This is a genomic window from Streptomyces sp. NEAU-174 (assembly GCF_052665095.1).
In genome coordinates, this window is sequence record NZ_JBQTCE010000021.1 from 140,615 (window position 1) to 150,516 (window position 9,902).

20 protein-coding genes and 1 tRNA gene are annotated in these 9,902 nt (G+C 68.4%); 4 read left to right on the forward strand and 17 right to left on the reverse strand.

All coding sequences use genetic code 11. From position 1 onward, the window contains the following. Nucleotides 1-11 precede the first annotated feature (11 nt). Nucleotides 12-851 carry a hypothetical protein gene (locus tag ACT2CW_RS42575; protein ID WP_445520483.1) on the reverse strand — a complete coding sequence of 280 codons (840 nt, stop codon included), beginning with the start codon at nucleotides 849-851 and terminating at the stop codon, nucleotides 12-14. A 181-nt stretch (nucleotides 852-1,032) separates the two neighbouring features. On the opposite strand from ACT2CW_RS42575, the gene ACT2CW_RS42580 reads away from it, so the two are divergent. The 3 genes from ACT2CW_RS42580 (at nucleotide 1,033) to ACT2CW_RS42590 (ending at nucleotide 2,356) form a co-directional block, all read left to right on the forward strand. Then, on the forward strand, nucleotides 1,033-1,197 hold the full coding sequence (locus tag ACT2CW_RS42580; RefSeq protein WP_445520484.1) for a hypothetical protein: 165 nt from the start codon (nucleotides 1,033-1,035) through the stop codon (nucleotides 1,195-1,197). A 232-nt stretch (nucleotides 1,198-1,429) separates the two neighbouring features. Beyond that, nucleotides 1,430-1,882 (forward strand): Panacea domain-containing protein, encoded by a 453-nt coding sequence (locus ACT2CW_RS42585; RefSeq protein ID WP_445520485.1) that lies wholly within the window; start codon nucleotides 1,430-1,432, stop codon nucleotides 1,880-1,882. Continuing rightward, nucleotides 1,883-2,356: a hypothetical protein gene (locus tag ACT2CW_RS42590; RefSeq protein WP_445520486.1), complete on the forward strand. Its 474-nt coding sequence runs from the start codon at nucleotides 1,883-1,885 to the stop codon at nucleotides 2,354-2,356. Nucleotides 2,357-2,525: 169 nt separating this feature from the next. On the opposite strand, the gene ACT2CW_RS42595 is transcribed toward ACT2CW_RS42590, so the two are convergent. The 7 genes from ACT2CW_RS42595 to ACT2CW_RS42625 all read right to left on the reverse strand — a co-directional run bounded on the left by ACT2CW_RS42595 (nucleotide 2,526) and on the right by ACT2CW_RS42625 (nucleotide 5,341). Then, nucleotides 2,526-2,741, reverse strand: a complete 216-nt coding sequence (locus ACT2CW_RS42595) for a hypothetical protein (RefSeq protein ID WP_445520487.1) — start codon at nucleotides 2,739-2,741, stop codon at nucleotides 2,526-2,528. A gap of 1 nt (nucleotide 2,742) precedes the next feature. After that, nucleotides 2,743-3,423 (reverse strand): DUF6197 family protein, encoded by a 681-nt coding sequence (locus tag ACT2CW_RS42600; protein WP_445520488.1) that lies wholly within the window; start codon nucleotides 3,421-3,423, stop codon nucleotides 2,743-2,745. Then, nucleotides 3,420-3,851, reverse strand: coding sequence for a hypothetical protein (locus ACT2CW_RS42605; protein ID WP_445520489.1), 432 nt, complete (start codon nucleotides 3,849-3,851; stop codon nucleotides 3,420-3,422). Before ACT2CW_RS42605 ends, ACT2CW_RS42600 begins: the two co-directional genes overlap by 4 nt. Before the next feature lie 103 nt (nucleotides 3,852-3,954). After that, complete coding sequence (locus ACT2CW_RS42610) at nucleotides 3,955-4,212, reverse strand: hypothetical protein (RefSeq protein ID WP_445520490.1); 258 nt, start codon at nucleotides 4,210-4,212, stop codon at nucleotides 3,955-3,957. After that, nucleotides 4,209-4,460: a hypothetical protein gene (locus tag ACT2CW_RS42615; protein WP_445520491.1), complete on the reverse strand. Its 252-nt coding sequence runs from the start codon at nucleotides 4,458-4,460 to the stop codon at nucleotides 4,209-4,211. The genes ACT2CW_RS42610 and ACT2CW_RS42615 overlap by 4 nt, the downstream gene beginning before the upstream one ends. 65 nt (nucleotides 4,461-4,525) lie before the next feature. Beyond that, nucleotides 4,526-4,828 carry a hypothetical protein gene (locus tag ACT2CW_RS42620; protein ID WP_445520492.1) on the reverse strand — a complete coding sequence of 101 codons (303 nt, stop codon included), beginning with the start codon at nucleotides 4,826-4,828 and terminating at the stop codon, nucleotides 4,526-4,528. A gap of 69 nt (nucleotides 4,829-4,897) precedes the next feature. After that, the gene (locus tag ACT2CW_RS42625; RefSeq protein WP_445520493.1) at nucleotides 4,898-5,341 is read right to left on the reverse strand and encodes a hypothetical protein; all 444 of its coding nucleotides are present in this window, start codon (nucleotides 5,339-5,341) and stop codon (nucleotides 4,898-4,900) included. 87 nt (nucleotides 5,342-5,428) lie between these two features. On the opposite strand from ACT2CW_RS42625, the gene ACT2CW_RS42630 reads away from it, so the two are divergent. Beyond that, nucleotides 5,429-5,635, forward strand: coding sequence for a hypothetical protein (locus ACT2CW_RS42630; RefSeq protein ID WP_445520494.1), 207 nt, complete (start codon nucleotides 5,429-5,431; stop codon nucleotides 5,633-5,635). A gap of 25 nt (nucleotides 5,636-5,660) precedes the next feature. On the opposite strand, the gene ACT2CW_RS42635 is transcribed toward ACT2CW_RS42630, so the two are convergent. The 9 genes from ACT2CW_RS42635 to ACT2CW_RS42675 all read right to left on the reverse strand — a co-directional run bounded on the left by ACT2CW_RS42635 (nucleotide 5,661) and on the right by ACT2CW_RS42675 (nucleotide 9,843). Then, nucleotides 5,661-5,969, reverse strand: a complete 309-nt coding sequence (locus ACT2CW_RS42635; RefSeq protein WP_445520495.1) for a hypothetical protein — start codon at nucleotides 5,967-5,969, stop codon at nucleotides 5,661-5,663. Nucleotides 5,970-5,995: 26 nt separating this feature from the next. Further along, nucleotides 5,996-6,349 (reverse strand): hypothetical protein, encoded by a 354-nt coding sequence (locus tag ACT2CW_RS42640; RefSeq protein WP_445520496.1) that lies wholly within the window; start codon nucleotides 6,347-6,349, stop codon nucleotides 5,996-5,998. Further along, complete coding sequence (locus tag ACT2CW_RS42645) at nucleotides 6,346-7,023, reverse strand: hypothetical protein (RefSeq protein WP_445520497.1); 678 nt, start codon at nucleotides 7,021-7,023, stop codon at nucleotides 6,346-6,348. The genes ACT2CW_RS42640 and ACT2CW_RS42645 overlap by 4 nt, the downstream gene beginning before the upstream one ends. Before the next feature lie 85 nt (nucleotides 7,024-7,108). Next, nucleotides 7,109-7,183 (reverse strand) — tRNA-Leu (locus ACT2CW_RS42650). Between the two features lie 75 nt (nucleotides 7,184-7,258). Then, the gene (locus ACT2CW_RS42655; RefSeq protein WP_445520498.1) at nucleotides 7,259-7,735 is read right to left on the reverse strand and encodes a hypothetical protein; all 477 of its coding nucleotides are present in this window, start codon (nucleotides 7,733-7,735) and stop codon (nucleotides 7,259-7,261) included. Then, entirely contained in the window at nucleotides 7,732-8,037 is a 306-nt protein-coding gene (locus tag ACT2CW_RS42660; protein ID WP_445520499.1) for a hypothetical protein, read from the reverse strand. Before ACT2CW_RS42660 ends, ACT2CW_RS42655 begins: the two co-directional genes overlap by 4 nt. Continuing rightward, nucleotides 8,037-8,426 carry a hypothetical protein gene (locus tag ACT2CW_RS42665; RefSeq protein ID WP_445520500.1) on the reverse strand — a complete coding sequence of 130 codons (390 nt, stop codon included), beginning with the start codon at nucleotides 8,424-8,426 and terminating at the stop codon, nucleotides 8,037-8,039. The genes ACT2CW_RS42660 and ACT2CW_RS42665 overlap by 1 nt, the downstream gene beginning before the upstream one ends. Beyond that, nucleotides 8,423-8,611, reverse strand: a complete 189-nt coding sequence (locus tag ACT2CW_RS42670) for a hypothetical protein (protein ID WP_445520501.1) — start codon at nucleotides 8,609-8,611, stop codon at nucleotides 8,423-8,425. The genes ACT2CW_RS42665 and ACT2CW_RS42670 overlap by 4 nt, the downstream gene beginning before the upstream one ends. Continuing rightward, nucleotides 8,608-9,843, reverse strand: coding sequence for a DNA-methyltransferase (locus ACT2CW_RS42675; RefSeq protein ID WP_445520502.1), 1,236 nt, complete (start codon nucleotides 9,841-9,843; stop codon nucleotides 8,608-8,610). The genes ACT2CW_RS42670 and ACT2CW_RS42675 overlap by 4 nt, the downstream gene beginning before the upstream one ends. Nucleotides 9,844-9,902: the final 59 nt, after the last annotated feature.

Consider the following 9,902-nt stretch of genomic DNA (forward strand, 5'->3'; position numbering starts at 1 on the left):
TTTTGGCTGGTTCAGCTGCTTGCCTCGGCCGGGGGCCGGTCGTCGATGACGATGCGGGTGAGCGGAAGGCCCGGCTGGTTGGGGTCTGCCGCCTCTTCTCGCGGCTCGGTGGCGGCCGGCTTGGCTTTGGCGAGGGCTTCGCCGATGCGCTGGTAGAAGACGCGGGCGAGGGCTTGTACGCCTGGCGGGTTTGCTGCCTCGTGCTGGAGCGCCCAGAGGGCTTCGAGGGCGGCGGTAAGGGTGGGCCCGGATGTGTGGACGGAGATGCGGCCGTCGGCTTGCTCGGTGGTCTTGCCGGGGAGTCGGAAGAGGTCTCCGTTCACGGCGTGTTTGACGAGGAAGTTCCACATGTCGCGGTGGCAGGTGATCTCGGCGGAGCTGATGCTGGCCGCCTGGTTCAGGTGGTCGCGATGCTTCTGCCCGTCCGGCTCACCGTTGCTGGTTGGCGTCTCGGGGCTTTCCGCGGGCGCGGTCGGCGCGAGCTGGGCAGCATGGCGGGCTTCTGCAATGTCTGCTCGCCAGCCTTCGATGGTGGCCCGGAGATCGGCGATCTCGCGGAGGATCCGGTCGTCGCTTCGGTTGTCGGCTGCGGCTCCGGCGGTTTCGACGCTGGCGCGGAGCCGTTCGATGTCGGTGTGGAGTGTTTGGACCTCGGTGTGGAGGTTGTCGACTCTGCGGCTGATGTTGCCCGCGGATTCGCTGGTGCGCTGGGCTGCGCCGCCGATCTGGTCGATGCTGGTTTTGATGTTGTCGAGCCCTTGCTTGATCACTGCCGTGAGGGCGCCTTGTAATCCGTCGATCTTCTTCTTCAGGTCCTCGACGGCTTGAAGAACAGCACCAATTCCGAACACGCATTCCCCCCTTGCCTGGTTGCGGTGTTTCGCCGGTGGAAGGCTCCCCGCGCCGGCTTGGGGTGACGCGGCAGGTTCCGGCCGATGTGGCCAGCTCGAGCCCGCCTCGACTCGTCACCTATCCGGGTGGACTGCCGCCCTCGAGGCCACCCGCATTGCCGCGGCCCGGCATTCTGCGGGGATGCCTGACGATCCGCACTGCTCGAAATGCTGCCCGGTGAAGCCGCCGAAACCGGACGAGCCGTGGTCGCCGCCGTTCGGCGTGTATGTGTGGCTGGTCATCTTCGCCACGGTGATGGTGGGCGGCTGGGCGCTCATCATGTGGGGGCTCGGCGGGTGGCGGTGAGGTGGGCCTGGACGCTTGGCGCGCCGGGGCTCCCTCGACAGGCAATCATTCGCGCACTCGTTCGATGCGTCGCATATTGTCCAGCCTGTCACCCACCCTCTTCCAAGGCTCAGGGACCGGCCGATACGGTAGACCCACCTGGGGGAAGTGTCGCCCTGCCCGCAGACCCGCCGAGTCGCGACAGGGGACGACTCGTCTACGGTGACAGGACAGACACCGGAGGACGCTGACCATGGCAAATGTTGAAGACGTAGCCGCCTACATACTGGCCAAAGCCGCGCCCATGTCTGCCATGAAGCTGCAAAAGCTCTGCTACTTCGCCTACGGCTACCACCTGGCCTGGGAAGACCGGCAGCTGTTTCCCGAGCGCTTCGAAGCCTGGGCCAATGGGCCCGTCGTGTACGAGCTGTACGACCAGCACCGCGGCCGGTACCGGCTCGACAAGGGCGACATCGCCGGCGACCCGACAGCCTTGGATGATGACGAGCGCGAGTCGGTTGATGTCGTCCTCGAGAACTTCAAGACGTACACGGCGCACGAATTGTCGGCTATGACACATCAGGCGGGCCCGTGGGTGTACGCCCGGGATCGGGCCGGGGTGACGGATCTGGCGAGGAGCAACGAGGAACTTCGCGACGCGGACATCGCCGACTATTTCGGCGCGTTGGTAGACCGCGAGGACTGAATGGCCAAAGGGGGGAAGGCCAAGAAGAAGCTGCAAGTCCCGTCGGCTCGCGTCGCCGAGCAGAAGCGAACGGGTGATCCGGCTTCACTGTTGCCGAGCGCGTCGAACTCGGAGGAGCGGGTCTGTTGGCGGTTCACGCACCTGGACCTTGATGGGCCATGGGGTCTCACTCAGCTTGACCACGAACGACTATTGACGCTGATCACGGACATGAGGAAATTCGAAAGTCTGACGATCAACGAACTGTTCCATCAGGGAGAGTGGCCGGGCAAATGCCACGACGTGCCACTGCTACCGAACCGCACCGCACTGGAGCGCCTCGAGATTCTGGGCCTGCCCGACATGACCAAAATCTGGAAACTGCGAGTGGGCGGCGCAGGCAGGCTGTGGGGCTTCCTGGTGGGAAACGTCTTCCATGTCATCTGGTGGGACCCTGAGCACCAGGTCTGGCCTTCGAAACTCAAGAACACCTGAGGACAGTGCGCCCCGCGACCGGAACGGGTGCGACCGGGCGTCGGGGCACAGTGTCACGTGATGGCCTGCTCGGGGATGTAGAAGGCGCCCGGCTCGTGGTCGAGCACCCGGACCCGGAACGCGGAGTCGTAGCAGGCGACATACACCTGGTCGGGCTCGATGGCATGACTCACTGTGTCTCCTGGTTTGCCGGGGTGGCGCCGCCGAGGAGGTAGTCGATGCCCTCGATGGTGGCCCAGATGTCCTGCTGCTCGGGGCTGAGCGTCCAGGCGTCGGCGCGGTCCCGGAGCTCGTCGTAGGTGAGGCCGGCTTCGGCGATGAGCCGGGCCCGCTGCTCGCGGAGCTCTGCCGGGGTTCGGCGGATGACGGTGGGGCGGTCGGTCACGTCAGTCCCCCGGCAGGATCGTAATCGGCGTCGCGCCGGGGGTGCGCCGGTCGTGGTCAACGTCCCACCAGATCTCGCCCCGCGGGTTCCGCCAGTGCAGAGCCCAGGTGTGCCAGACACGCCGCTCGAGCCGGCCCTGCGGCCACCCGTCGGCGAGGGGTTCGCCCGTCAGGTGCAGGTTGCATTCGGCGCCGGCCGTGACCATGAGGGCGGGGGCGATGTGGCCGATGGCCATGTAGTTGCTGTCCTCGCCGTAGCAGGTCAGCAGCACGCCCTGGTGGACGCTCGTCACGTCCCGGACGGTGGGGGTGATGACGCGGTCCGGCCGGTAGCCCTCGAGACCGCGGGCAGTGTCCTGGAGAGCGTGGAGGACGTCGTCCGGGGTGCGGGCGGGGTCGTCATGCCAGGCGGTGAACGCCTCGAGGTCATCCGCTCCGTGCAGGTCGAGGCGCAGGGAGACGCGCGCGATGGCGGCCTCGTACCGGGCCTCGTCGTGCAGGCTGAGGATGGTGCGCGGGTCGTAGAGCCAGCCGGTGACGCCGATGCCGATCGCGGTCAGGGCGTGCACCGGGCCGCAGCCGGCGGGCGGTTCGGTCTGCGTCCAGCCGCGGCAGCGGATCGCGGTGTGTGCGCCGCGGAGGATGTCGGCGATCTCGTAGACGGACGGGGCCGTGGTGGTCACCGGGACTCCTCTGCGGGCGCGCTCGTGGCCTGGTCGGTGTCGATGCCCTCCGCGGGCCCGAACAAGGCACGGGATCCGGCGGTCGACTGGGAGACGATGACGGCGTTGTCCGGGAGGCGGCTGCGGAACCAGGCGGGGATGTCGCCCTGGCACATGACGTCGTTGGAGGTGACGGTCTGGCCGTCGTCGAAGCGGAAGGTGATCTGGCGGCCGCCGAGCCCGAGATGCCTAGCGGGGAGGGTGCTGTTCATCGGTCGGACGACGAAATGGACGCTGTCGACACGGGCCACCACGATGCTGGTGTCGCCGGGGAAGGCGTCCCCAGCCTCATGCCAGGAGATCTTTTCGAGCCAGAATCGGCAGGTGTGGCAGGTCTGGTTCTTGCAGTCGGGGCAAGTCACTGCGGGACCGGCGATCGTGCGGTGCATGATGGGCTCCTCAAGGGGCGATCGTGCGGCGGGGTGGGGCCCGGCCCCGAAGGGCCGAGCGGGGTGGGGCAACGCAGGATGCAGGTGATGCGACGGAAGGGCATTAGGACGCCTCGGGCCATTGCTGTGCGGCGTATTCGGCGGCGCGTTCCAGGTCGGCGATGCTGGTCTGCTGGTCCCACCACTCCGGGGACCGGTAACGGACATCCGCATGGCCGACCCATCGGCGCAGGTGCCAGTAGTGGGCGGGCCTGCGGGAGGGCGACGGGCGGCCACACGGGCCGCACAGCACCTCAGCGCGCGGCGTGCCGATAACGCCCCAGGTGTGGCCGCAGTTCCGGCACTTTTCGCGGTCGTTCACAGGATCCCCTCCGGGCAAGCGAAGAGGGCCGCCGCGTGCGCCCACTGGTGGCGGGCGAGGTGCGCCTCGGGCATGAGGGCAGCGTTGCGGAAGGCCGCGATCAACTGGGCTCGGCGCAAGCCCTCCCAGCCCATCTCGGCGACCGCGGCAGCCCGAATGGTCTGGGCGTCGTGCGGGGTAACGAGGGACCCGGTGGGTAGGTCGGACAGGTAGATGGCCTGGCCTGCCGGGGTGAGGGCGGTGTCCATCGGGGCCTCCTCTGCGGGTTGGGGGTGCGGCGGGTTATTGGCTGGGGCCACGGAGGCCACTCTCGTCACGCCTGGCGGCAGACCAAGGACCGGCAGGCACCTCGGTAGAACAAGTAGCTGCCGCAAGTGGTGCAGTGCGGAACCTCGGTCAGCGGGCCGTAGGTGGCCTCGACGCTGGGCCGGGTGGCGGCGACCAGTTCGCCGTCGTCGCCGTCGAGGAGCAGCATGACCTGGTCGCCGTTGTGGTGGTACGGGGTGGCGCCCCAGTGGGCGGCATCGCGGTCCGCGAACCACGGCCACGCGCTGCGCCCGCCGTCGGCGCCGATCTTGTTGGCCAGTTCGGCGGGGACCTCGACCAGTTCAGTCATGGCGCCCTCCTCGGGACGTTGGCGGTGGTGGGTGAGGGCCCGACCCGAAGGCCGGGCAGGGGCGGTGAGTCAGGGCCGGCGGGTGCGGCGGTACTCCTGCATTCGTCCCTTCCACCAAGAGCGCGGGGTGGCCTCGCGGGCGATGTCGTTCTTCACGGTGGCTGGGATGTTGCACTGTCCCGGGTGGGCCGGGCGCCAGGTGCGGATGTCGTGTTCCAGCATCTGTGCGTCCTCCGGGAATGCGGCGGTGAACTCCAGCCAGACCTGGGCCTGGCGGGCGGCGGCTTGCGCCGCGCGGAGGAGGCGGGCGGCTTCGGAGGCGGCGAGCGACCATCCGGTGACCTTTTTGCAGCAGCCTCGACCGACGGTCATCTTGCGGCCGTTTGTGGTGTCGATGACGTCGTACAGGTTCTTGAGGATTCGGCCGCAGTGATCGCATTCGGTACCGGAGGAGGTACGAATGCCGGCCAGGTGCCAGTTGGTGGTTCCGATCTGGGCGGTTGCGACGCTCATTATTTCCTCCCCTGGTCACAGGTGGCTTGCCACCTCCAATATGACACACCCTTTGACGGGTGGCAACCCACCTGAGAAGATCGGTCCATGGCCAACGCCCACAAGCACAAGCAACGCGTCCTACGCGGCATCGACGACGAGCTCGCCGCCGAGTTCGACGCCTTCGCGCGCCAACTGGGCGGCGACCGCAGCAGCATCACCCGCCAACTCTGGGAATGGTGCGTCGGACGCCCCGGCACCGAACTACCTCAGCGCGCCGAGCCGACCGGGGAGGCCGCCCAGCCCGACGCCTGACCCGCCCCAGTTCGCGGCACACGGCTCAACTGAGGTCAGGAACAAGGATCCAGCCAGGCTCTGGGGACTCCGCCAGACCGAGCAGGGCGGCGGCCTCATGCAGGGTGCGATCCCAAGCGGCGCGCTCGGGCCGTTCGAACGACCGAGGGGTGATGACCTTGAACTCGCCGGGTTCCATCTCGACGCACTCGGTGACCAGGAAGGCCATGTCGCTGGCGAGGAGGTAGTCGATTCGACCGCCCTCCGCCCTCAGGGCGCGCAGAACACCTTCGAAGTTGTCCGGATGGGTGTAGGGGATGCGGATCCCGTAGGCGTAGTAGGTGGCATGGCGCATTGGATTCCTCCATATGAGCAGGGCGGTCACGCCGCCCGGTACCGACGGTTCGGACAGTTGTCGTGGGGGGCGGTGCACCAGTGGTGTCCGGCCCAGGTGACACCGCCGGGCTGGTGTGCGCCGAGAGCAAGACACGCGGCCATGGCGTTCAGGACCTCCGCCCGCGTCTTCCGCTCGCAGGGGCCGCGGAAGTTCCCGGGCGCGGTGAGCCGGTCCCCGGTCTCGCTGATGATGTCGACCAAGCCTCCGTCGGCAGCCGCCTCTGCATGGGCGCGGGCCATCTCGCCAGGCCGGGCCAGGGCGAGGATGCGCACCGCGACGAGGCCGGTGAGGACCATCATCAGAGCGCTGTCGAGAGTCGCCTCGGGTCGCGGATTCATGCGGCCCTCCCGGCGGTGAACCGGGCAGCTCTCACAGCGGCGCACGTCCGGCAGACCCGCGACGTCCGCCCTCGGCCCCGGTTACGGAGACGCACATTGCTGCCCTCCAGCAGATGCCCGGCAGCGCAGCGGTCTCCGGGTGGCCGATTGCCGCGGCGCTTGTCGTAACCCCGGCGAGCCGGCGCCGTCTCGGGCGCGAACCAGGCTGCCCACACAAGCCGCCGCGCCACGCCGATCTTCTTCGCGAGCAGCTTGTAGGGCATACCCAGCGCGTTGGCCGCCGCCCGATAGTCGTCGTGCACCGCCAGGGCGGCGATCACGTCCAGCAGTTGGGCGTCGAGGACATCGAGGACCTGGCGCACGGCGATCCGGTCGGTGAGGCGGTCTTCTGCGCGCTCTTCTGGCAGGTCCGTCCAGAAGCGCCAGTACGCGCGGCTGGATGCCGTCTCCGAGCCGGAGCTCAGCGCGCCCCGGGCATGCCTCACCGCCTGTAGTTCGGCGTGAATGTCGGTGCGTCCGGCGGCCAAGAGGTCGCGTCGCGTCGGGGGTTCGTCAGCTTCCGTCAAGGCGACGGCGATCGCGGACCACGCCAGGTCATAGCGCAGCGCCGGATCGAGCTCCCCGCCGTGAGCGGTCGCAGCGGCAAGGCGAGCGAGATCGTGCAGGTCGGCCAAGGTGTAGCCGTGGCCAGCATGCCAATCAGATGGGAGGGTTGAGATCATGCGGTTCTCCGGTGGTTCGCGGTGTGGTCTGTCGGGGCGTCCGAGGCGGGAGTCGAACCCGCAGGTGGGGCCGCTTTTAAGGCGGCTGCGTCAACCGTTGCGCCACTCGGACAAGGCCCCGGCCGATGGATCGGACGGGGTGGCGCCGAGCCGCACCCCACCAGGTGCGGCTCACGCACGTTCGGGGTCAGCCGGGCCCGTGGTGGGCGCAGGCGCAGAGCTTCCCGGTGTACTTGTTATTGATCCTGCACCGGTCATGCATTCGCCGGGCCCACTCCGCCAGCCCCGCCGACCGGTCGGGATGCTCGGCCACCGCCTGCTCGAGGAGCTGCGCGGTTTCGCACGCGGTGGACAGGTACGGCGGCGGATCGATCAACGCCAGGATGTCGTCGGGCAGCTGCTCGGCGGTCGAACCGGGAGGCGGCGGAACGAACGCCGCATCGCCCTGCGGCAGGGTGCCGTCCCGCAGATAGGCCGCGACCGCATCCGACCCGTGGAGCGTCTTCAGCACGTGGCCGATGGCGATCCGGAGCCCGGCCTCCATGCCCTCGTTGATCCGGGCCGCATCCTCGGTGCGGCACAGCGGGGCGTTGCGCTCGGCCTTCGCCCGCTCCGCCTCCAGACGGGCCAGCAAGGCGCAGTACGGAGACTGTGTGTCGGTCATCGGTTCTCCTGGTCGGTGATGTTGCGGAAGCGCAGGGGTTCGCTACGGGTCGGGGGCGGGTCGTTGCGGTGCCGCCAGGCGCGGGCTCCCTGGATCGGGTGGGCGATGAGCCAGCCGATGTTCTCGGCGGACAGGACGAGCCACGCGGCCCACCAGACGGGCCCGTTACGCCGCGCGGACGGGTGGTACTTCTTCCAATTGACCCAGTCGGAGGCACGCCGGGCGGGCCGCCAGCGGCCGAGGACGTATCCGGCGGCGAGCAGCACGGCAGCCGCGACCAGGGCGGCCGGGGTAGTCGCCATCAGAACCTCCACCACCCGTTGTGGCCAGCGGGGATCTCGGGATAGTTGGCGAGCATGGGGCGCAGCAGCGCCAGGTGCTGCTCGATCACCTCGGGCTTCTGCGCGCCCCAGTAGTTCTCGCCGTCCCAACGGCCGTCGCAGTCGCCGCCATAGCGGCCGTCGGTGTACCGCTCCAGGAACTCCCTGGCGTCGGCGGGCGCCGGGTTGTCGATGATCGTCCGGAGCGTGCCGATACAGGCCACGGGCTCGGTTTTGCGGCCCCGGAACCAGACGGCATCGACCACGCACCAGGCCCACGTCTTCCCGGGGTCACGTTCGAGGCGACGCAGCGAGCTGAGGTCGACGGCGTAGGGGCGGCGGGAGATCAGGAACTTGCCTTCACGGATCACGGGTGGTTCTCCTCAGGCTGGTAGGTGGCGATGCCGGGCAGGCAGTGGATGCGCCTGCCGCGGCGTCGCGCGGACGGGATCGGGGCGGGCAGGAGCATGGCGGCGAGGAGTTCGGGCGGGAGGGTGAGCTGCACGGGGGCGGACGGAGGGGCTGTGCGCTCGAGCCCAGGCGGGTCGGCGCTCATGCGGCCGGGTTGAAGTCGCCGAACAGGGTCGTTTTTATCGGCTTGGACAAGCGCAGCTTGCACAGCTCGGCGTAGGGCTGATGCTTCTCCACTCCGATCGCCGTGAAGCCTTCACCGATACACGCTTCGAGCGTGGCTCCGGACCCCGCAAACGGATCCAGTACCGTGCCACCCGGCGGGGTGACGAGACGGACCAGCCACTGCATCAAGCCGAGTGGCTTCACCGTCGGGTGTGCGGTTCCGTCAGGCAGCCGGGGGCGCTCCGACGCCGGGGCCTTCGCTTCATATCGGAAGACAGGAAAGAACCGGGACGCACCGCCCGCATCGTCGTACTCGGTGCCGGTCTTGGTCATGCCCCAACCGTTTCCGGCAGCCGCGCCTCGGGGCTTGCCGATCCGGCTCCGCGTCACGCCGCTCTGCGCGTCTATCTCGGCAACGGAACACCCAGGTACGCAACCGTCAGCGCAGGCGTCGCCAACCGACTCGCCCTGATCGTCGAGAAGCGGCGCGTGAGACAGTGCAACGTTCGTCGGCCAGCGACCCGCAGTGTGTGCGGAGTCCTCTCGGACACCAGTCCACTCACCGTAGGCGTCGCCATTCCGGTTCGAGTCGAGCCCGACGACGGAGGCGCACTTGTCGCGGTAGTCCTGCCCAGCCATCGTGCGGCAGCCGTCGATGTTGATGCCACCGGTGCCGTGCTGTCGGATGTTGGAGGCAACGCTGCCGACCAGCGGCGTCCGGGCGAGCACGATCGGCTCGTGTGACGGCTTGAGGTGCTGCTTGCTCTTCGGGAATCCGCTGCCGTAGATCCAGTGAAGTGAGTCGCGTACCTCGAATCCGGCGTTCTCGATCGCGCAGGCAAGCCGGTGATAGGTGCGGGTTCCTCCGAATGCGGCGAGGTATCCGCCCGGTTTGAGAATCCGCAGGCATTCGCTCGCCCACTGCTCGCACCAATTCCCGAAGCGGATTCCCTCAACCCGGTAGGTCCGTGCGGCGTCGGCCGAGTTGATCGGGTTGTGGTTGCCGCCGACGTGATCGAACGTGTTGGTCTTCGCGGCCTTCCGCTCAACAAAGGAGCCGGGGGTGTCCCACTCCTTGCCCATGAACCCGAGTCCGTAGGGCGGGTCGCACACCACTGCGTCAACGCTGGCGTCGGGCAGTGTGGTGAGCACGTCGAGGCAGTCCCCGAGGTGGAGTGTCACCCCGTCGTCGGCGTAGTAGGGCTCAGGCATCACAGGCTCCAGAGGGTGGGCTGGTAGGGGTGGAGTGGGAGTTCGGTCTGCCCGGGGAT